Source organism: Metabacillus endolithicus (assembly GCF_023078335.1).
GTDB lineage: Bacteria > Bacillota > Bacilli > Bacillales > Bacillaceae > Metabacillus > Metabacillus endolithicus.
In genome coordinates, this window is sequence record NZ_CP095550.1 from 3,056,210 (window position 1) to 3,076,095 (window position 19,886).

The 19,886-nt window shown below is 34.7% G+C and carries 19 protein-coding genes and 2 pseudogenes; 16 read left to right on the top strand and 5 right to left on the bottom strand.

Annotated elements, in window-relative coordinates; all coding sequences use genetic code 11:
- Nucleotides 1-146: 146 nt before the first annotated feature.
- The gene (locus MVE64_RS15625) at nt 147-413 is read right to left on the bottom strand and encodes a YpiB family protein (RefSeq protein WP_247339396.1); all 267 of its coding nucleotides are present in this window, start codon (nt 411-413) and stop codon (nt 147-149) included.
- Between the two features lie 229 nt (nt 414-642).
- Here MVE64_RS15625 and MVE64_RS15630 point away from each other — a divergent pair, with 229 nt between their 5' ends.
- The 6 genes and pseudogenes from MVE64_RS15630 (at nt 643) to megL (ending at nt 5,687) form a co-directional block, all read left to right on the top strand.
- A complete protein-coding gene (locus tag MVE64_RS15630; RefSeq protein WP_247339398.1) occupies nt 643-1,245 on the top strand; it encodes an SAM-dependent methyltransferase in 603 nt (200 codons plus the stop codon).
- Nucleotides 1,246-1,342: 97 nt separating this feature from the next.
- Nucleotides 1,343-2,401, top strand: a complete 1,059-nt coding sequence (locus MVE64_RS15635; protein WP_247339400.1) for an aromatic acid exporter family protein — start codon at nt 1,343-1,345, stop codon at nt 2,399-2,401.
- 111 nt (nt 2,402-2,512) lie between these two features.
- The gene (locus tag MVE64_RS27790; RefSeq protein ID WP_345740639.1) at nt 2,513-2,872 is read left to right on the top strand and encodes a DNA-formamidopyrimidine glycosylase family protein; all 360 of its coding nucleotides are present in this window, start codon (nt 2,513-2,515) and stop codon (nt 2,870-2,872) included.
- 25 nt (nt 2,873-2,897) lie between these two features.
- Complete coding sequence (locus MVE64_RS27795) at nt 2,898-3,323, top strand: zinc finger domain-containing protein (RefSeq protein WP_345740640.1); 426 nt, start codon at nt 2,898-2,900, stop codon at nt 3,321-3,323.
- A gap of 107 nt (nt 3,324-3,430) precedes the next feature.
- Nucleotides 3,431-4,343, top strand: a pseudogene (locus tag MVE64_RS15645) (aldo/keto reductase).
- A 157-nt stretch (nt 4,344-4,500) separates the two neighbouring features.
- Nucleotides 4,501-5,687, top strand: a pseudogene (gene megL / locus MVE64_RS15650) (methionine gamma-lyase).
- A 153-nt stretch (nt 5,688-5,840) separates the two neighbouring features.
- On the opposite strand, the gene MVE64_RS15655 reads toward megL, so the two are convergent.
- The gene (locus MVE64_RS15655) at nt 5,841-6,011 is read right to left on the bottom strand and encodes an aspartyl-phosphate phosphatase Spo0E family protein (protein WP_121664371.1); all 171 of its coding nucleotides are present in this window, start codon (nt 6,009-6,011) and stop codon (nt 5,841-5,843) included.
- A gap of 252 nt (nt 6,012-6,263) precedes the next feature.
- Here MVE64_RS15655 and MVE64_RS15660 point away from each other — a divergent pair, with 252 nt between their 5' ends.
- The 4 genes from MVE64_RS15660 to MVE64_RS15675 all read left to right on the top strand — a co-directional run bounded on the left by MVE64_RS15660 (nt 6,264) and on the right by MVE64_RS15675 (nt 10,427).
- Nucleotides 6,264-6,500 (top strand): hypothetical protein, encoded by a 237-nt coding sequence (locus MVE64_RS15660; RefSeq protein ID WP_247339402.1) that lies wholly within the window; start codon nt 6,264-6,266, stop codon nt 6,498-6,500.
- Between the two features lie 2 nt (nt 6,501-6,502).
- A complete protein-coding gene (locus tag MVE64_RS15665; RefSeq protein ID WP_247339404.1) occupies nt 6,503-7,612 on the top strand; it encodes a GerAB/ArcD/ProY family transporter in 1,110 nt (369 codons plus the stop codon).
- On the top strand, nt 7,609-9,105 hold the full coding sequence (locus tag MVE64_RS15670) for a spore germination protein (protein WP_247339406.1): 1,497 nt from the start codon (nt 7,609-7,611) through the stop codon (nt 9,103-9,105). The genes MVE64_RS15665 and MVE64_RS15670 overlap by 4 nt, the downstream gene beginning before the upstream one ends.
- Before the next feature lie 104 nt (nt 9,106-9,209).
- The gene (locus tag MVE64_RS15675) at nt 9,210-10,427 is read left to right on the top strand and encodes a Ger(x)C family spore germination protein (RefSeq protein ID WP_247339407.1); all 1,218 of its coding nucleotides are present in this window, start codon (nt 9,210-9,212) and stop codon (nt 10,425-10,427) included.
- Between the two features lie 89 nt (nt 10,428-10,516).
- On the opposite strand, the gene MVE64_RS15680 is transcribed toward MVE64_RS15675, so the two are convergent.
- Nucleotides 10,517-11,380, bottom strand: a complete 864-nt coding sequence (locus MVE64_RS15680; RefSeq protein ID WP_247339409.1) for a Cof-type HAD-IIB family hydrolase — start codon at nt 11,378-11,380, stop codon at nt 10,517-10,519.
- Complete coding sequence (locus tag MVE64_RS15685; RefSeq protein ID WP_247339411.1) at nt 11,373-12,161, bottom strand: DeoR/GlpR family DNA-binding transcription regulator; 789 nt, start codon at nt 12,159-12,161, stop codon at nt 11,373-11,375. Before MVE64_RS15685 ends, MVE64_RS15680 begins: the two co-directional genes overlap by 8 nt.
- A 154-nt stretch (nt 12,162-12,315) precedes the next feature.
- Here MVE64_RS15685 and dcuS point away from each other — a divergent pair, with 154 nt between their 5' ends.
- The 4 genes from dcuS to MVE64_RS15705 all read left to right on the top strand — a co-directional run bounded on the left by dcuS (nt 12,316) and on the right by MVE64_RS15705 (nt 17,186).
- Nucleotides 12,316-13,908 (top strand): DcuS/MalK family sensor histidine kinase, encoded by a 1,593-nt coding sequence (gene dcuS, locus MVE64_RS15690; RefSeq protein ID WP_247339413.1) that lies wholly within the window; start codon nt 12,316-12,318, stop codon nt 13,906-13,908.
- A 7-nt stretch (nt 13,909-13,915) separates the two neighbouring features.
- Entirely contained in the window at nt 13,916-14,629 is a 714-nt protein-coding gene (locus MVE64_RS15695) for a response regulator (protein ID WP_247347094.1), read from the top strand.
- A 227-nt stretch (nt 14,630-14,856) separates the two neighbouring features.
- Complete coding sequence (locus MVE64_RS15700) at nt 14,857-16,170, top strand: 2-hydroxycarboxylate transporter family protein (protein WP_247339415.1); 1,314 nt, start codon at nt 14,857-14,859, stop codon at nt 16,168-16,170.
- Nucleotides 16,171-16,283: 113 nt separating this feature from the next.
- A complete protein-coding gene (locus MVE64_RS15705; RefSeq protein ID WP_247339417.1) occupies nt 16,284-17,186 on the top strand; it encodes an AEC family transporter in 903 nt (300 codons plus the stop codon).
- Between the two features lie 102 nt (nt 17,187-17,288).
- Here MVE64_RS15705 and MVE64_RS15710 read toward each other — a convergent pair whose 3' ends face one another.
- Entirely contained in the window at nt 17,289-18,164 is an 876-nt protein-coding gene (locus MVE64_RS15710) for a sulfite exporter TauE/SafE family protein (protein WP_247339422.1), read from the bottom strand.
- 240 nt (nt 18,165-18,404) lie between these two features.
- Between MVE64_RS15710 and MVE64_RS15715 the strand changes: the two genes are divergently transcribed.
- On the top strand, nt 18,405-18,635 hold the full coding sequence (locus tag MVE64_RS15715; RefSeq protein WP_247339423.1) for an excisionase family DNA-binding protein: 231 nt from the start codon (nt 18,405-18,407) through the stop codon (nt 18,633-18,635).
- Between the two features lie 88 nt (nt 18,636-18,723).
- Entirely contained in the window at nt 18,724-19,686 is a 963-nt protein-coding gene (locus MVE64_RS15720) for an alpha/beta hydrolase (RefSeq protein ID WP_247339424.1), read from the top strand.
- Nucleotides 19,687-19,886: the final 200 nt, after the last annotated feature.

Sequence of the window (19,886 nt, forward strand, 5' to 3'; positions counted from 1 at the left end):
TCTGTTGCTTTTGCATCTTTTTCTGATTGTTCGTATTGTTTAATAGAATGAATTCGATGTGTTTCAACAAGCTGTGTATAGCGGTGATCAGAATGTTTACCAAAGTAGTGGAGGATGAGATAAACTTTTTCAGAAGGTACTGCTCATTAGTGAACCAAAAGTTCTCGTGAAACATCTTCTGTTTTTTGACCATTAGTGTAAAAGAGAAACCCAGACTCATCAGAATTAATACTTGAAACAACAATCGTACGGTCTTTTGAATGAACATAATCAGTAAAAGATAAGTTCTTAAGAATATGATGGTTTTTCTGAATATATTCTATAAGTCTCCGAGCTTCTTTATTTTTTAACTGATGATTGTTCAAGAACCATTTTAGAAATTCGTCTTTCTTACTAGTTGAGATCCAGTTCATAATATCCTCCTTTCTAGCACTCTTTCCTTCTATCATAACAGATCTATTACAGTAAATTACATACTTATCATGATAAAGGTATAATTTTTAACATGAATATGGTAAGTTTTCTTACATTAGTTAATGAATAACAAAATAGTGAGCTTTGCGATTATATACAGGTTAGTTAATTATGTTATGATCGGGTAAAAGACAATTAGTATAATCAGGCTTTAAAAGGGAGAAATGAATGGAAGAGAAGGATTATGAACACTTGCTTAATATTTGTACGTCAGGAGATCAGAAGGGGTTTCACAAGTCCTTTCATTATCATCGTTATGAACCTACTCCTTATAATGGATTAAAGCAGCTATTTTCTCAATATCAGTTGCAAAGTAATGACCGAATCGTTGATTTTGGATGCGGTAAGGGCAGGTTGCCATTTTACGTTCACTACTTATTTGGATCTTCTGTAGCCGGAGTCGAGATGAACAAAGACTTTTATGAAATGGCAGTGAAAAATCGTTCCTGTTATTTAAAAAAAACGAAAAAGAATGGTAACAATATTATTTTTCACAATTGCCTTGCCGAACACTACCCAGTTAAACAGGCTGACAATATTTTTTATTTTTTTAATCCATTCTCTATTCAAATCTTTATGAAGGTTATGAATAACATTATGTACTCCTTTGAGAAATGTGAACGACACCTTGAGGTGATTTTATATTATGCGGCTGAAGAATACATTTATTACTTAGAAAATCAGACTGCTTTTTCCCTTAAACAAGAGATTAAGATCAATGGACTATATGAACAAAATCAGAATGAGAGATTTTTAATATATGAATTGTAACTAAGATCGTCCTTTAAGCTTGAACGTATTTAGAGATTTCTACTTGATACGTTATAATCAGTATATAACTGTTTATTTTAAGGGTTGAAGAAGCGTTATGGATACCATTAGAAAAGCAAAGTATTTGGTTGGTGGAAGGATCATCAAAACAGGAATAGCAGTTTTTTTGACTGTTATGATATGTGAATGGTTAAATTGGCCCGCAATGTTTGCTGCCATTACGGCTATAATTACAATTGAACCAACTGCCGCTAATTCAATAAAAAAAGCATTTGTACGTTTTCCGGCAGCAGCGATAGGAGCGGCATATTCGATTGCATTTAATGTTGTGCTTGGGGATCATTCATATACTTATGCATTAGTAGCAATAGCAACAATTATGACATGTCATAAGCTACGATTAAACGAGGGAACACTTGTAGCAACTCTTACAGGTGTCGCGATGATTTCAACAGTTCATGATCACTTTATTGCTTCTTTTTTCATTAGATTAGGTGCAACAAGCATTGGTTTGTTCGTTTCTACATTAGTAAACCTGTTTGTTATGAGTCCAAATTACTCTCCAGCCATTCTTAATAAAATACGTGATCTCTTTTTAGAAACAGGAGATTTTATTGAAAGTCGTGGATTAGAGTTAGTGGACTTACATTCGAAAACAAACAGGAATGAGTCAAGAAGTTGGTTTCAAAAATTAATGAAGAATATTGAATCAATTGAAGTGCTTTGTAGCTATCAAAAGGAAGAATGGAAATATCACCGTTTTAGCCGTCAGGATATGAGAACGTTTCATTATGAGTATAAAAAGCTGAATATTCTACGGCAAATTCTTTACCACGCAGGAAACTTACTTACAATTTCAAATCAAAAGGTTAAGGTAAGTGAAAAAAATAAAGATCTTGTGGTAGCAATCGTTTGCTCAGTAAAGGATATTCTTCATCATCAACAGTATGAAATAGAGACCTCACATTTTGAGAAAATAAATCGGGTAACAGAGTTATTTTGGGATAGGAAACCTGATCATTATGATCATCATCATTGTTTTGCGCCGGAAACTGTTATTTTTTACGAACTCATTTCGATTTCTGATTTATTAGAGGAGTTACATCATATCCAATCGTTAGAGCTTCGTCACCAAAAATTGTATCAAACTGAATGATACTTATTAGGCTTGCCAAGTGGCGAGCCTTTTTTGATTTCTTCCTACATGATTGGTCTTTTTTTTAGCAATACTAACTTACAATATTATGTTCAAGGAAGGGTGTACATATTGCCTGAGTTACCTGAAATGGAAAATTATAAACGTATTTTCGAACAAAAGCTTATTGGAAGAAAAATTGAAGCGGTTGAAGTTACAAGAGAAAAAACAATCAATAAGCCTGTTGTAGAATTTGTTGGTGCTGTTCAGGGGAAAACATTAGTAGCAGTGGAACGGCGGGCAAAGCATTTGATATTCAAGCTGAATTCAGGAGAAAATCTATTAGTACATTTGATGCTTGGAGGTCTCATGTACATTGGAAGTGAGCAGGATAGTCCAGATCGCACAAAGCAGGTCACCATTTCTTTCGGAAATGATTTATTATTTTTTATCGGGATTGCGTTTAGGATATCTTCATCTATTATCAAATGAAGAATTGGAAAAGGATTTTCATGATTTGGGTCCAGAGCCACTTAGTCCAGACTTTACGCTTGAAGCTTTTGATCAAAGTATTCAGAAGAAAAGAGGTGCCTTAAAAACAACCTTAGTCAATCAAAATTTCATTGCAGGTATTGGAAATCTTTATTCTGATGAAATTTGCTTTGAAGCGAAGCTGTTACCATCTAGAAAAGGTAATGAGCTATCAGTACAGGAACGCTCTGCACTTTTTCATGCCATACAAACAATTTTAAATAGAGGTCTTTCGTATGGTGGATACATTGATATGCCTGTATTTAAAACAGATAATTTAACGGGAAGTTATGATCATCATTGTTATGTCTATAATAGAGAAGGGGAGCCTTGTCCTAGGTGTCAATCTTCAATCATTCGAGATGAACTATCATCAAGAAAAACGTTCTACTGCGTACAATGCCAAAAATAGTGTGTCTTTTATTGAGAGCTATATTCTTGAATTAATCATGATTCTTGGATATGATAGATTAAGGGAATGAAACCGGTTTCCTAATTGGTGATAATGGGGTGTTTTAAATGAAATACAGACGTTTAGGTAGTACTGATTTAAAGGTTTCTGTAGTAGGGGTAGGAACATGGCAGTTTGGGGGAGATTGGGGAAAAGACTTTTCACAAAATGAAGTTGATGCGATTCTTTCACATGCAAAAGGGTTAGGAATTAACTTGATTGATACAGCGGAATGTTATGGACCGCATCATATGTCTGAAAAGTTTATTGGTGATTTTCTTTCCAGAGATCGTCGTGAGGACTGGGTACTTGCTTCGAAGTTTGGTCATAAATGGCATGACAATTGGGAACATGCATGGAGTGTAGATGCTGTGCGGGTTCAATTAGAGGAATCATTGAAGGCATTAAAGACAGATTATATTGATCTATATCAATTTCATTCAGGTCCTGATGAGGTTTTTAATAATGATGATTTATGGACAATGCTTGATAAGCAGGTTCAAGCCGGAAAAATCCGTAATTTAGGTATTTCTATCGGTGCAAATGATAATATCTATCAAACATCAAAAGCTACTGAGTTAAATGCTAAAGCCATTCAAGTTGTTTATAACCGAATTGATCAAGCACCTGAAGAAGAAGTATTTCCTTCATGTATAGAGCAGGATTTAGGTGTATTAGCCAGGGTACCATTAGCAAGCGGATATTTGAGTGGGAAATATAATCCTGGTGCTACATTTAGTGACAATGTTAGAAAAAATCATGAACAACAAGAAATCGATGAAAAGCTGAATCTAGTTGCAAAGATAAAGGAGCAAGAAGTGCCAGAAGGAGTAAACATGGCAACTTGGGCTTTAGCTTGGTGTCTTCAGCATCCTGCAGTCACAACTGTTATTCCTGGATGCAAAAGCCTCAGAGCAAGTGGAAGCAAATGCAAAGGCTGCAGAATTAATTAAGGAAAACCATCCAGCAGATATAAAGTAATACCAAGAAGATAGGGGAAACCCCTATCTTTTTTATTTTATCCAAGTACTTAATCTGTCTAGTTAAAGGAACCGGACAAACACGCTATTAATAATCTATAGAAAGGAGCCTAGGATTATGTACAGGTGCTCTTTACAAAGTTTGAAGGGGGAGTACTATGGATCGAAACAGTCATCATCAGTTTTCTACAAAAGCAATTCATGGTGGATATGACCCGAAGGAACATAAAGATAGCTTAACACCACCAATTTATCAAACATCCACCTTTACATTTTCTACATTAGAACAGGGAGCAAAGCGGTTTTCTGGAGAAGAAGAGGCTATGTCTATTCCAGACTTTCAAATCCTACAGTTGCGGTGTTAGAAGAGAGGATAGCTCAGTTAGAAGATGGGGAAGCGGCTCTTGCCTTTTCATCAGGAATGGCAGCAGTTTCTGCCGCTCTTATTGGTTTGACAAAAAGTAATGACCATATTTTATGCTCAAAAGGAATATATGGATGCACCTTTGGACTACTCCAATTGTTGAAAAATAAATACCATATCGAGTATTCATTCTCAGACCTATCTACAACTGAAGAGATATGTTCGCAAATAAAAGAAAATACAGCGTGTATTTATATTGAAACACCAATAAATCCTACAATGAGATTAATTGATTTAGAAAAAGTAACAGCAATTGCAAATGAAAAGGGAGTCAAAGTGGTAGTAGACAACACTTTTTCAACTCCTTATCTTCAAAAGCCTATTTCTTTAGGATGTGACCTTGTCATTCATAGTGGCACGAAATATATTGGTGGTCATGGGGATGTTGTAGCGGGTGTAGTTGTTGGTAGTCACGATCTAATTAAGACTTTAAAGGGTACGGTACAAAAGGATATAGGCGGCGTTATTGCACCGTTTGATGCTTGGCTGTTGTTAAGAGGAATAAAAACACTAGCTGTTAGAATGGATCGACATAGTGAAAATGCCGAGAAAATTGCTTTAAGTCTTAAGAAACACTCTAAAATTAAGAATGTCTATTATCCTGGAGATTCAGATCATCCTGACTATCACATTATGAAAAAGCAGATGAGAAATGGTGGAGGATTATTATCGTTTGAAATTAAAGGCACTTACGAAGATACAGTGAGATTTGTTAATCATCTTAAGCTTATCCCAATAGCAGTCAGCTTAGGTGATGCGGAAACACTTATTCAGCATCCTGCATCGATGACACATTCAGTCATACCTGATGAAGTGAGGATTAAAATGGGCATAACAAATCAGCTATTAAGGCTATCTGTTGGTCTTGAGGCTTGGGAGGATATTTGGGAAGACATAAATACTGCCTTAAAGGCTATTTAAAGACTAGTAGTGATAAGCTACTAGTTTTTTATTAATAACAACATATCACGGTTTTGTGGTATCACATTCAGCCAAGAAAGCATAAGAGTTAGGCTAGTAAAAAGGACAGGTTATTTCTAGATTGGATACACATGTAGCTACTGTCCTTTTTACCTAGCTGCAGGATTTTAGTAGTAATTGTGTTTCGAAAATTAATCGATCCAATTCTTGGCTATATTTTATTGTTTCAGGACTATTTATTCCTTTTGTTTGTGCAGAAGTAATCATTAGCTTTCTTACTAGGTCTATTTTATGTCCTAATTCCGGATTTATCGTTTCATTCATTTTCATAACCCCTATACTAAACAAATCTTATATACCTATTATTATAGATAATTGTTAATTATGGAATGGCTTCGACAATCAATCTATGTATCAGACAAAATTTTTATCCGTTTTGACAAAATTTTAACACCCAACTTCTTGTCTAGTTCTATTTATTCAACTAAAAACTTTACTAGGTCATACTAAAAAGTTCTTTTTTGACCATAATAATCCATATATCCAATTACAAATATGGATGTAGGATGTGTTGTGATGAGAACATTGATGTTGATAGTATTATTTGTGATCTTAAGTATATTAGTGGCACAAATTGATTCATTGCTATATAAGACAGATTTATGGACTGAACTTAAAACACTGTTAGGAATAGACCCGGGATCTAATAAATGGATGGTTTATGCTTTTTTATTGATAGGGTTTATCTATTCTATCGTGAGTGGAATAAAGGAAAAGCTACAAAAACTTAAGAAAATCGGAAGTTTTGAATAAGCATGAAACAATATGTAGAAAAAATCTCACTTTGGCAGTTATATATTCTGATTATTTGTTTTCAAATTGGAAGTGCAACACTTGTTAGTATTGGGGATGATGCAAGGCAGGATGCATGGATTGCGATTATAATTGCAACGGTATTTGGAGCTGGTCTCATTCTGTATTATACCTTTTTGCTTTCTAGATTACCGGGAAAGAATTTATTTGAAATATTCCATTTTTGTTTCGGAAAATGGATAGGGAAGTTTTTAACGCTTTTGTATGTCATTTATTTCTTTTATATATCTGCAAGGGTTTTACGTGATTTTGGTGAGCTACTTGTTTCGACTATTTTTGAAGTAACTCCATTGGAGATTATCTCCATCACGATGATGCTGGTGATTATTTATATGCTTCAGCTTGGGTTGGAAGTACTTGGTCGAACAAGTGAGGTGTTTTTTCCTTATGTTGTAACTTTTATATTAGTAACGGGTATTGCCATTTGGTTTTCGGGGGGCTTAGAGATTACTAATTTACGTCCGGTATTGGGAGATGGATTTAAACCGATTATCAAGGCGTTGTTTCCACAGTTAATCACTTTTCCATTTGGTGAAGCTATTACATTTATGATTGTCGGCGCTTACATAGGTACTAGGAAAGGTGTGGGGAAGGTTAGTGCAGCTGCGGTTATAACAAGTGGACTTATCCTTACATATGGTTCATTTATTCAAATAGCCACATTAGGAGCAGATTTAAAGGAGAGAGCTACATTTCCTTTATTAAGTGCATCAAGGGAAATTTCTTTACTCAACTTTATAGAAAGAGTCGATTTAATTATTGTCTTTTTTGTCATGTTCGGAATTATTGTAAAGGTAAGTTTGTTTTTCTATGGGGGATTGAAAGGGCTTGAATACATAATCAATAAACCGTATCGAAGTATGACGTTACCGATGGGGGCATTGGTTGCTTTTATATCTGTGGTGATTAGTCACAATTTTATTGAGCATATAGAAGAGGGATTGGTATTTGTCCCCTTTTATTTACATCTACCATTTCAGTTTGGAATCCCAATTCTCATTCTTCCTATTTTGTTGTGGAAAACAAAGAAAAAGGAGACGACTAGCTTATGAGTATACTTTCGACACTATTTAGAAGAAGAAGTAATAAAAATAGTGGGGAAACATCAGAGAAGGAACTCTATGATAAAGAAGGTATACCAAAGCAATATGATTTTTCACTAGAGAAAAATATAAAAAGTATAAAAGAAATATTTCATTCAACGTCTGATTATGAGGAAATTAATATAAAAGTTGGAAACCTAGAAGGGTGTGTTTGTTACTTAGGAACAACTTTAAATAAGCTAGATTTGAATTCTCAAGTCCTAGAGCCACTAAGATCTGCCTTTCAAAAGGATGAAGAAGCTTATCGAGATATGAATTTATTACGAGAAGCATATTTTCCAGCAGTATCTTACGAATTTGCTGAAACATTGCATCAGCTTATTTGGTACATGCTGAATGGTTTTGCGGTTGTGATGGTTGACCAACATACCAAAGCTTTGGCTTTAAATATTGGCGGTACTGAGAAGCGGTCAATAGTAGAGCCGAGTACACAGACAATTATTCGTGGTCCTAAGGATGGTTTTGTTGAAGATCTTCAAACAAATCTTGGGTTGGTCCGCAAAAGAATAAAAAATCCCAGATTGGTGTTTGAGGAGTTCAATGTAGGAAGTGACTCTAATACACAGCTTGTAATTGGCTACATGAAGGGAATTGTAAATGAGGATATTCTGAGTGAGGTAAAAGAAAGAATTAACAAGATTAACGCATCGGGACTATTAGACACAGGAAACGTAGAGGAGTTTATAACAGATGAACCCTACTCTTTTTTTCCATTGGTCTTTAATACAGAACGACCTGATAGTATAAGTGGGAATATTCTTTCTGGTAAGATTGCCATTTTTCTAGATGGTACACCTTTTGTCTTAGTTGTTCCTAGTGTTTTCACAGATTTTTTTCAGTCAACAGAGGATTATTATCAGCCGTTTTTTATGACTAGCTTTATTAGAGTAATCCGTTATATGTCTTTTATGATTACTCTTACTTTCCCTTCCTTATATGTGGCGATTACGACTTTTCATCATGAATTAATGCCGACTTCCCTTTTAATAAGTGTTCAAAGTCAGAGAGAGGGAGTGCCATTTCCTGCTGTTATTGAGATATTACTGATGGAGCTTACATTTGAAGTATTAAGAGAGGCTGGTGTTCGAATGCCTCGTGCTGTGGGTCAAACCTTATCGATTGTGGGTGCTTTAGTTATTGGTCAAGCAGCTGTAGAAGCTGGCCTCGTTTCGAATGTATTAGTCGTTATCGTTGCATTCTCTGCTATAGCAAGTTTTGTTTCACCAATCTATAATTTTTCAATTGCTGCTAGGCTAATACGTTTTATATTAATTTTTATGGCTGCGTCTTTAGGGCTATATGGAATTTTTTTATCATTAATTGTAATGGTTATCCACTTAGTAAGTTTACGAACGTTTGGAATTCCATATTTAACACCAGTGGCTCCATTTAAATTGAGAGATCAAACAGATGTGTTTATTCGTTTCCCGTTATGGGATTGATAAATTTAGACCGTCTTATTTAATGTCAAAAGCACCAGTGAAAATGAAAAATACTAGCAAGCCATCACCTCCTAAACAACAACAATCAGAAGGGAAAAAGGAAAATGAATAAGAAATGGATATACTTATTTCTCATTCTGTCTTTTTTTATGACAGGTTGTTGGGATCGTGAAGAATTAGATGAAATATCAATTGTATCAGGTATTGCAGTTGATCCAGGGGAAGAAAAAAAGTATCGTATGACAGTAGAAGCTATTATCTCGTCTGAATTCGGAAAACAAAGTGCACAAGGTAATGCACCGGTGGTTACGTATACTATGGAAGGTAATTCTCTTTCAGAGCTATCAAATAAAATGAATAAGGGATTAACGCGTAAGCTGGTTTTTTCTCATACAAGGGTTTTGTATATAAGTGAGGAAGTGGCGAGGAAAGGTCTTTTTGGTTTTCTAGACTTTTTAGATCGTAGTGGACAATTTCGAAATGACTTTAACATTATGATCACAAAAGGAAATCCTGCCTCTGATTTCACGAAAATTACCTATCCAACACAGAAAAGTCCGTCCCTGAAGGTTAATACTCAAGCAGAGACATTTACCGATGAGTGGGGTGGAGATCCGAATGTTAAGCTGTATGATTTTATTTCTTCAATTATTTCAAAAGGAAAGAATCCTGTTGCAGCATCGCTCGTAATAAAGGGTAATGCAGAAGCTGGAAAAACAGTTGAGAATAATAAAGCTCTTGATCCTGAAGCGCTAGTTGTTATGGACGGTATGGTAGTTTTTGATGAAGATAAGATGGTTGGTTCATTATCTTTAGAAGAAACAAGGAATTATTTATGGACTCAAGATCTAATACAAACAAGTCTAAGTATCCCATGTGGTGAAGATTCTGAAGAAGCTAAAGATTACTTTTTAGATGCACGAATAACAATGTCAAAATCAAGCTTAGAAACCAATTACAAAAATGGTTTTCCACATATTAAAGTAAACATAAATGGTGAAGCGAGGATTCAAGGACTCCATTGTCCTAAGGATATTACAAAGTTAGATGTTTTTACAGATTATGAAGATCTGATTGAAAAGCATATAGAGAAAGAAATTAATTCTCTAATAACAAAAGTACAAGAAGAGTATGGAGTTGATATTTTTGGGTTTGGCGAGGCATTAAATCGTCAACACCACAAAAAATTTCTTGAAGTACAGGATAGATGGGATAAAGAGTTTACCAAAGCTGAACTAGATGTATATGTTGATATGCATCTCATGAGATCTGGAATAAAAAATAAAAGTTTTAATGAGGATATTGAAGAGAAGGAAGAATAAATAAAAAGCCAACCCCTTCGTCACGCCACAAATGATAGTGTTACGGAAGAAGGTTGGCTTATTAAAATTGTATCATGTTTTCATTGCATTTATACCTTGCTTAAAACAGATTGAATAAAGTGAGCAACACCATTTTCATCATTTGTTACTGTCACCAAATCGGCTGCTTCTTTAATAGAGTTTTTTGCATTCCCCATAGCGATACCTATTCCTGCACGAGACAGCATGGATAGGTCATTCATGCTGTCACCAATTGCTGCAGTATGTTCTAAAGCAATACCTAGTTTTTTAGATAGTAATTCAAGAGCAATTCCTTTTGATGCATGTTGATGCTCTAATTCAAAGTTATGATTGGCTGAAGACACAATAGTAAGACCCTCAATTTGACCATATTTTGACCAGCCTGCTTTTAATCTCTCTTCGAAAAAGGAAAACGCAAGAATGTTATAAACGGGTGTGCCAGCTTCTTTAATATCTTTGTAAGAGTCAATAAATGTAAATCCCGTTTGACTAAATTGCTTTGATAAGGCTTCCTCTAGAGAATCAATAGAAACATCAGGATTAGCACTTTGAATTCGATCTATTTCAATCTGTAATAGCTTTCGACCGTTATTAGGAGTGTAAATACATGAAGAACTAAAAACTTCATAGTAAAAGCCATCCTGTTCCAACGAATGTAACACTTTATAGGCAGTGGTAGGATCTATTGGTTGATGATGATAAAGATTACCTTCCGGATCATAGATTGTTGCTCCGTTCGCTGCAATGATCCATGTTTTTATGTCTGTATCCTTAAAAATTGCCTGAACATCGAAATGGGCACGACCTGTTGCGATAACAATCTCAATACCAGCATTTTGCGCTTCTTTTATCGCTTGGATATTTTCAATGCTGATTTCATTCTTACTACTTAGCAATGTTCCATCAAGGTCAATAGCTATAAGCTTAGTCATTAAGTATTTCCCCTTCCTCATTATGAGATGTAATGAATATTTCAACTCCATGAGAATCTAATAAATCTTGAAATTCTTTATTAGGCTCTCGATCAGTGATAAGTAAATCAATCTCGTTTAGTTCCGCACATCGAAAGTACCCCGTAATACCGATTTTTGTATGATCTGCTAGTAAAATAACCTGCTCAGCTTGCTGAATCATTTTTTGCATCACATTCCCATCTTCCTCATGAGCTACTGTGACACCTTTCTCAGATATTCCGGCACAACCTACAAAGGCCTTATCAACATGGTAATAAGATAGTTTTTCGATCACAGAGCTTCCATATAAATAGCGGTGTTCTTTATGGAGTTCGCCTCCAAGCAGTTGAATATGTGTTTGTGAATTTTTAATTAGTATGTCTGCCAGATTAATTGAGTTTGTAATAATCGTACATTTTACATCTTCCATCTGCTCCGCACATGCCTGAACAGTTGTTGAAGTGTCAAGAATAATGTAATCACCAGGATGAATAATAGATGCTGCTTTTTTGCCAATTTGTCTTTTTTCTTCTGATACCATGCTTAAACGATTAACGTAATCTTTGATTTCATGTTTAGGTGAAGGAAGGATGGCACCACCCCGAGTACGGATAATAGCTTTATCTTCTTCTAATTTCACAAGATCTCTTCTGGCTGTATCTCTAGATACGTCAAACAACTCGCATATTTCTTCAATTGAAATGCGCTTGGATGTTTTTAGGTGTGCAAGGATTGATCTTAATCGTTCTTCTTGGAACATGATGTTACCCCTTCTTTAAGTGTTTATAAGTATTTGTAAGTTATTATAAGTCATTGTAAGTGGATTTTCAATTACTTATTTCATCTCTAAGTATTTTCGTGTTTATATTAAGAGGTATATTGTCTGTTATAATAAATTTCTGGGAGGTGAAGACATGATAAAGCAAAAATATAAGCTAAGTACAATCATTATTTTGTTCGTTTGTTTAGTCGTGCTTCTTTCGCTGCTCCTGACTGATTTGTTAATAAGTCAAACAGTAAGTAAGACAATACGAGAAAATCAAGAAGAAAAGGCAAAGATTGTCTCAAGAACAGTTGCGAAGTCTGTGATTGTAAAAAGTGGACTAGAAAATAACCAACCTTATTCGAGTGAGATTCAAGATTACACTGTTGACATTCAAAAAGCAGCAGATGTTATGTTTGTCGTTGTAATGGATATGAATGCAGTAAGAAAATCACACCCTAACCCTGATTTAATTGGAAAAAAATTCAAAGGGGGAGATGAGGAAGCTGTTCTTAACGGTAAAGAGCATGTTTCGGTTTCAGAAGGGACGTTGGGCCAATCATTAAGAGCTTTTACACCTATATATAATCATGAACAAGAACAAATAGGGGCAGTTGCTGTTGGGATCTCATTAAATAATGTGGAACAAGCTTTAGAAAGAGGGCATCGTACCATCATAATTGCCTCAATTATTGGTGTTTTAGTTGGAATTTTAGGTGCAATATTATTAGCTAGATATATAAAAAAGATTTTATTTGGTCTTGAACCATTTGCTATTGCTAAAATACATGAAGAAAGAAATACGATGCTGCAATCTGTTCATGAGGGTATTATTGCGGTTGATAATGATGCGAATATTACTCTAGTAAATAGATCGGCTTTACACATTTTTAAAAATACTGGACTACCAGCACAGCCTATTGGAATGAAGATAACAGAGTATTTACCATCTTCAAACTTGGATCGTGTTCTGAAAACAGGAAAAGCAGAGCAAGATGTTGAGTTAACGATTAATGGGGTTTCCATATTGGTTAATCGAGCACCTCTAATTGTCAACGATCAAATTGTTGGAGCTATTTCCACCTTTAGAGATAAAACAGAAATAAATCAATTAGCTGAACAATTAACAGGGGTTCGTACCTATGCAGATGCATTACGAGCTCAATCTCATGAATTTATGAACAGACTTCATGTTATTTTAGGTATGATTAAAATGGAAAGCTATGAAGAGCTAAGGAAGTTCATTGCTCAGGTTGTTAATCATGGTGCACATGAGGTTGGCCAAGTGACAAAAAATATTAAAGATCCAGCACTAGCAGGCTTTTTACTTGGGAAGCTTAGCTTTGCAAGGGAAAATAAAGTAGAAATGATCATTGATTGTGATACGCTTATTCCTGAACCGGTTGATCCAAGAATTACCCATGAATTAATTACGGTTATTGGCAATTTAGTAGATAATGCTATTGAAGCGATGGCTCAATATGATAATAGAGTTTTGCAAGTCAAATTTCATTATGAAGACTCTTCTTTACAAATAAAAGTTAGGGATTCAGGTCCTGGACTTCATAAGGATCAATTTCCACATCTATTTACCAAGGGGTATTCCACAAAGGGAGATAATCGTGGGTTTGGATTATATTTAGTAAACAAAAGTATGGAACATATAGAAGGAACACTTCAAATTAATTTAAGTATCAAAACAGGAGCAGAATTTATTGTTCAAGTTCCTTATAAAGGAAGGTAATCAACAAGTGATTAATGTGTTAATAGTTGAAGATGATCCAATGGTTGCAGAATTTAACAAGCGATATTTAGAGCAAGTAGATGGTTTTTTATTAGTGGATATCGCAAACTGTGTGAAGGAAGCTTTAGATGTTATTGAGGAAAAAAATGTGGACCTTCTCCTTTTAGATGTATTTATGCCGGGAGAAAATGGTTTATCTTTACTCAGAAAAGTTAGAGAGGAAAAACAAGATATTGATGCCATACTTATTACAGCTGCTTCTGATGTAGAGAAAATTCAGGAAGCTCTTAGAAATGGTGCGGTCGATTACTTGATTAAGCCTTTTGAATTTGACCGATTTGAACAGGCCCTAAGGACATACCGAGAACAACATGTTTATTTAAAAAGGCAAAGAACAATTAACCAAGAGGACCTTGATCAGCTTTTACTAGTAAAAGAAGAGGATAATGATCAAGGTATTTTAAAGCCTCTACCAAAAGGGTTATCAAGAAAAACTCTTGTTACGGTTCTTGAAGCGGTAAAAAAACAAGGGAAAGCACCCTTTTCTACGGATGTTATCGCAGAGGTGACGGAGATATCGAGAGTATCTGTAAGGAAATATTTAAAGTTCCTAAATGATATTGGAGTTATTGATGAGACATTAACATACGGCATTGGGAGACCTCTATATTCCTATATATATAATGCTGACAAACAATATTTGCTTGATGGATATGAATAATAGAAAAGCAGCTAGCGCTGCTTTTTTTAATTTCAAAAAGCTATCATTAGTTTCAAAATGTATAAAATGTCTGAATATTTCAGTAAACTTAAAACAGATTATGAAAGCGATTACTCACCCTGAATGGGAAACGACTAATGGAAATCATATTAATAGTGTAGGTTAACAAGAATACAGGAAAAAGAGCATTTATGGGCTAGATGTAATTTTTTAAGGAGGGAATAAGAATGGAATCAACAGCTAAGAAGCTATCATTTGATGAAAATAGTGAAGAATTGAAAGCGAAACCAAAGTTAAAAATATTTAATACACCAATTTTATGGTTTGCTTTATTTGGTGTGATTACGTTGATAAGTATGTATACAGGTAGTTTACCAGGAGGTATGATTGGTAGTTTGCTTGTTATGATTATATTAGGTGAAGCTTTCGGATGGTTAGGTGATCGTACACCAATCGTTAAAACATTTCTTGGTGGTGGGGCAATTGTTGCAATCTTTGGTTCTGCGTATATGGTCTACAGCGGGCTTCTACCAGAAACCATTACAACTTCGGTAACTGATTTTATGAAAACAGGTGGATTTTTAGACTTCTATATAGCTGCGTTAATTACGGGTAGTATTTTAGGAATGAATTCTAAGATACTAGTTAAGGTTGGATTGCGCTATTTCCTACCGATCTTTGGGGCTGTAATTGGGGCAATTATTATTGCAGGTCTTTTTGGTTCACTAGTTGGTTTTTCACTTCAAGATGCAATCTTAGTTATAACGATGCCAATTATGGGCGGTGGAATGGGGGCAGGTGCCGTTCCAATGAGTCAAATTTACTCTGAAATGTTGGGGAATGAACCAAGCTATTACATTTCAATGCTTGTACCTGCTCTTGCCTTAGGAAATGTGTTTGCGATAGTCCTTGCTAGTGTGCTAGATATGGTGGGACGAAGATTTCCGTCTTTATCAGGAAATGGTCAATTAATTAAAGGATTTACGTATGAAAAAACAAAGCAAAAATATGATATCGAAGTAATGGGTGTTGGACTATTAGCAGCTTTAACATTCTTCACGCTCGGAAATGTTTTGGGAGACTTTGTTCCATTACATCCTTATGCAATTATGATTATTTTAGTAGCTGTTGCAAAAGTGGCTAATATTATCCCGAAAATTGTTCTTGATGGAGCTAGTCAATGGTATCAATTTGTGGCCAGTAACTGGACTTTTGCACTATTATTCGGTATTGGTGTGGCATACACAGATTTAAACACTGTGCTTGAAGCTTTATCATTTCAATACATTTTAACAGTTTTTGGTGTTGTTTTAGGGGCGATTATTGGAGCTGGTCTTTTAGGTAAATTAGTTGGATTCTATCCAATTGAAGCTGCAATTACAGCTGGATTATGTATGGCAAATATGGGTGGAACAGGTGATGTGGCTGTACTGTCTGCAGCAAAACGAATGGAATTAATGCCGTTTGCACAAATCTCATCTAGATTAGGTGGGGCTTTGATATTACTACTTTCTGGCTTAATTATTCCACTTCTTGTATAGTAGACTAATAGAATCTAAAGCATTGGGACGTTCTCCCAATGCTTTCTATTTTTTAAAAAAACGATGTTCAAGGTATTAAAATAGATACTGTATAAAGTATGGTGAAGATTTATATGGAGTTTATCTTGGTAGTGTTGCCGGCCTTTATTATTCTAGCAATAGGATATATTGGGCAAAAAAAGATAAAAATTGACCGCAAGTCTGTTTCGGTTACGGCCCTCTATTTAATGTACCCTTTTTTAGCATTTCGAACATTTTATACAAATGAGCTAACAATGGAATACCTTTATATTCTCTTGTTTTGTCTTTCGCTTTGCTTTAGTTTGTTACTTATAGTATTAACCGTATCGAGGCTAAGAAAGTTAGGACAAACGAAAACATCTGCTGTGATTTTATCAGGTGTATTTATGAATAGCGGGAACTATGGAACACCGATCATTTTGTTTGCTTTTGGAAGTGTAGGCTTTGATTATGCAGTGATTATGATGGTTATTCAATCGATATTGATGAATACAATTGGCCTCTACTATGCTGCGAAAGGCAGTGTGGAAACAAGTGGTATGAAGGATTCATTGATGAGAATTGTTAAGATGCCGATTCTTTATGGAGCACTAATAGGGATAATTGTACAACTAAGTACTTTTAAGGTTCCTGAATTTCTAATGAGATCTGTTGATATGATAGCAGATGCAACTATTCCAACCATTATGCTTGTATTGGGTATGCAATTAGCATCGCTAAGCCGCTCAGCTGTCAAATTAAAAAGTATTAGTGGGATTATTATCTTGAGAGTTGTGATATCGCCTATATTAGCCTGTATTATTGTTATGTTCCTTCCAATAGAAGGACAATTAGAGAAGATATTAATTGTACTTTCTGCCATGCCTACTGCTGCGAATACAACGATGTTTGCTTTACAATTTAATACTGATCCGGATTTTGTGTCATTTAGTACATTGGTGACAACTGTATTAAGCATCATAACAGTTCCTTTAATGCTTTTGCTTGTATCTTAGAGTTTTAACTTTCTAAATTAAAGTTGGGTTGATTTCAGTTGAAATCAACCCGACTTTAATTACAGTTAAAAATGCCTTTTAGATTTTATTTAAGAGTAAATTCTAAGTTACGTTGTGTAATTTTTCTAAACGACTATTTCTTTGAAAACTCCGCACGATAGCTACTATCCAAGCAATGAAAAGAATCGAATAAATGACAAGCTTTAGGTTACCTGAAGCGCCAAATATATCTAATACTGTATTGAGATTTGTTAAGATGATAAACCCACCTACAACCACTCCTAGTAAGTATGCAGGGATAATACGGACTAGCCAGGCTGCGATAGGTGCAGCGATCACACCTCCAATTACAAAAGCAGCAACCCACACATAGTTAAATTGTTCCCAGCCTAGAAAAATGATAAAACCCAAAGTGGAGGCAGTAGTAACAGCAAATTCACTAGTATCTACAGTCCCAATCACTTTGCTAGGAATGGCTCCTTTTCTAGATAATAATGCGGGGGTGTTTATTGGACCCCAACCGCCACCTCCTACAGAATCAAAGAAGCCAGCAATAGCACCAAGAGGAATTAAATACCATGCGGATGTTTTTTGCTTCTCCTGTTTTGGGTTCCACTTGAATAGAAATCGACTTAATACATAAATCCCCATAATCATTAAGAAGATTGAAATATAAGGTTTGATTAGATGACCCGGAAGGCTACTTAAAAATGCAGCACCGATAAAAGCACTGATTGCTCCAGGAATCATTAAAGTTATGACCATTTTTTTATCTACATTTCCAAACTTATAATGAGATATACCTGAAACAGCAGTTGTAGCGATTTCAGACATATGAATGGATGCTGATGCCACTGCAGGTGCGACCCCAAAAGCTAATAAAAGTGAAGTTGATGTTAGTCCATAAGCCATTCCAAGAGCACCATCAATTAATTGTGCAAAAAAACCGACGATCGCAAAGATAAGTAGTTTTCTCATTATTTACCCTCCAGTTCTAATGAATATATACTAATCATATGAGTTTAGTCGGAATTACAACGTGGATTTATGTAAAATGAAAGAGTATTTATGCTTTTCTGAGTATTTGCATATGATTAATCGTATTTTATGTGATGATGATCATTTTGTCTATAGATAATAAAAAATATTTATATTGAATAGTTGATAATAATTCTTTAAGATTGTATCAACTATAAATGAATGAGGATGATTGATTATATGTACTTAACATTAAAGGAAACAGCTGAGTATCTCTCATTGTCTGAAGATCAAATTGAAAATCTGATAGCTGAAAAGAAGATAAGAGCCCTTTTTGATGGTGAACAATATTTAATCAATAAAGATCAATTTAAAACACATTTTGAGCAGCTGGAAAAATATAAAGCTCTAATTGAAGAATACTTAAAAGAACCAATACCAGAAGATATAGATGTAAAAGATGAGGATTAAAAATATAGAAAAATAAGGGAGACTTTTTATTAAATTAATGTTATCATTATTAATAATAAAAATAAAAAAATTAAGGGAGCGAAAAGAGATGCTTTCTATATATGAGGAAAATTTTAGTGTGGCAACTGATGTTACTTTAAGAGGTACTTTAGCTATTCCAGAATCAAGCGAAGAGAAATATCCAGCGATTGTAATAATAAATGGCTCTGGAGGAGCTGATCGTGATGGAAACATGAAAAAGCCTGCAATAGAATCGAATTTATATAAAGATTTGGCACATTATTTAACACAGCTAGGATTTATTTCCCTAAGATATGATAAAAGATCTGTTGGTGAAAGTGATGGAGATCCAATTAAGTCAGGAATGATGGATTTAGTTAAAGATGTTAGAGGGATGGTTCAATTCTTAAAAGCTCATCCAAAAGTTGATCCAACAAAAATAATTTTGCTCGGACACAGTGAAGGGTGTATTTTAGCAACAATTGCACAGCAAGAAGTCCACGTTGGTGGAATGGTATTAATAGCAGGAGCTGCATCCAGTTTAAAAGAACCAATGATATATCAAAATCTTATTATTCTTGATGAAATACAAAAGTTAAAAGGATTAAAAGGAATGATGTTAAGATTACTATTAACGGAAGAAAAATTAAGAAAACAGTTAGACGATCTCTTTCAGAAAATGACGATGTCAGAAGGAGATACAATAAGATATAAACTGAAAAAAACTCCTGCTAGGTGGTTTAGAGAGCATTTTGCATATTCAAGTGAAGAAATAGTGGAAATATTAGGTGAGTGTGAGTATCCGATCTTAGCCATAACTGGTGATAAAGATGTTCAGGCGGACTACAATGATTTAAACAGAATTAACCAACTAGAAAAACCTAATGCAAAGGCTGTTGTTATAAAGAATATGGATCATATGCTAAAGGAGTTTAAAGGAGAAAAAACAGTTTTAAATTTAATGAAGCAATACAAACAAGAAGCAAAAGACCCTATTCATTCACAACTAAAAATAGAGTTGGGAAATTGGTTAACAGAGCAGTATTTATAGAATAAGAAACGCCTCAGTGGATATCCAGCACTGAGGTTTTCTTGTTCTTATTAAAGAATAACTAGCGGACAAGCTTTTCAAAAAAATAAAAGTTTTAGTGAAAGTGATACTAGTAGTTAGGAGATAAAGAATTTTGTCGAAATATGTAGATTTTTTAGATAAATTTCTAGCGTATAACACAAATGTTCGCTATAATGATA

What these genes read in the sequence shown, in the direction of transcription:
- MVE64_RS15660 (WP_247339402.1), top strand. Translation starts at nt 6,264, where the DNA reads ATGAGAACATTGATGTTGATAGTATTATTTGTGATCTTAAGTATATTA.
- MVE64_RS15710 (WP_247339422.1), bottom strand. Translation starts at nt 18,164, where the DNA reads ATGAGAAAACTACTTATCTTTGCGATCGTCGGTTTTTTTGCACAATTA.
- MVE64_RS15655 (WP_121664371.1), bottom strand. Translation starts at nt 6,011, where the DNA reads ATGAATGAAACGATAAATCCGGAATTAGGACATAAAATAGACCTAGTA.
- MVE64_RS15665 (WP_247339404.1), top strand. Translation starts at nt 6,503, where the DNA reads ATGAAACAATATGTAGAAAAAATCTCACTTTGGCAGTTATATATTCTG.
- MVE64_RS15630 (WP_247339398.1), top strand. Translation starts at nt 643, where the DNA reads ATGGAAGAGAAGGATTATGAACACTTGCTTAATATTTGTACGTCAGGA.
- MVE64_RS15635 (WP_247339400.1), top strand. Translation starts at nt 1,343, where the DNA reads ATGGATACCATTAGAAAAGCAAAGTATTTGGTTGGTGGAAGGATCATC.
- MVE64_RS15670 (WP_247339406.1), top strand. Translation starts at nt 7,609, where the DNA reads ATGAGTATACTTTCGACACTATTTAGAAGAAGAAGTAATAAAAATAGT.
- dcuS (WP_247339413.1), top strand. Translation starts at nt 12,316, where the DNA reads ATGATAAAGCAAAAATATAAGCTAAGTACAATCATTATTTTGTTCGTT.
- MVE64_RS15675 (WP_247339407.1), top strand. Translation starts at nt 9,210, where the DNA reads ATGAATAAGAAATGGATATACTTATTTCTCATTCTGTCTTTTTTTATG.
- MVE64_RS15700 (WP_247339415.1), top strand. Translation starts at nt 14,857, where the DNA reads ATGGAATCAACAGCTAAGAAGCTATCATTTGATGAAAATAGTGAAGAA.
- MVE64_RS15685 (WP_247339411.1), bottom strand. Translation starts at nt 12,161, where the DNA reads ATGTTCCAAGAAGAACGATTAAGATCAATCCTTGCACACCTAAAAACA.
- MVE64_RS15705 (WP_247339417.1), top strand. Translation starts at nt 16,284, where the DNA reads ATGGAGTTTATCTTGGTAGTGTTGCCGGCCTTTATTATTCTAGCAATA.
- MVE64_RS15720 (WP_247339424.1), top strand. Translation starts at nt 18,724, where the DNA reads ATGCTTTCTATATATGAGGAAAATTTTAGTGTGGCAACTGATGTTACT.
- MVE64_RS15680 (WP_247339409.1), bottom strand. Translation starts at nt 11,380, where the DNA reads ATGACTAAGCTTATAGCTATTGACCTTGATGGAACATTGCTAAGTAGT.
- MVE64_RS15625 (WP_247339396.1), bottom strand. Translation starts at nt 413, where the DNA reads ATGAACTGGATCTCAACTAGTAAGAAAGACGAATTTCTAAAATGGTTC.
- MVE64_RS15715 (WP_247339423.1), top strand. Translation starts at nt 18,405, where the DNA reads ATGTACTTAACATTAAAGGAAACAGCTGAGTATCTCTCATTGTCTGAA.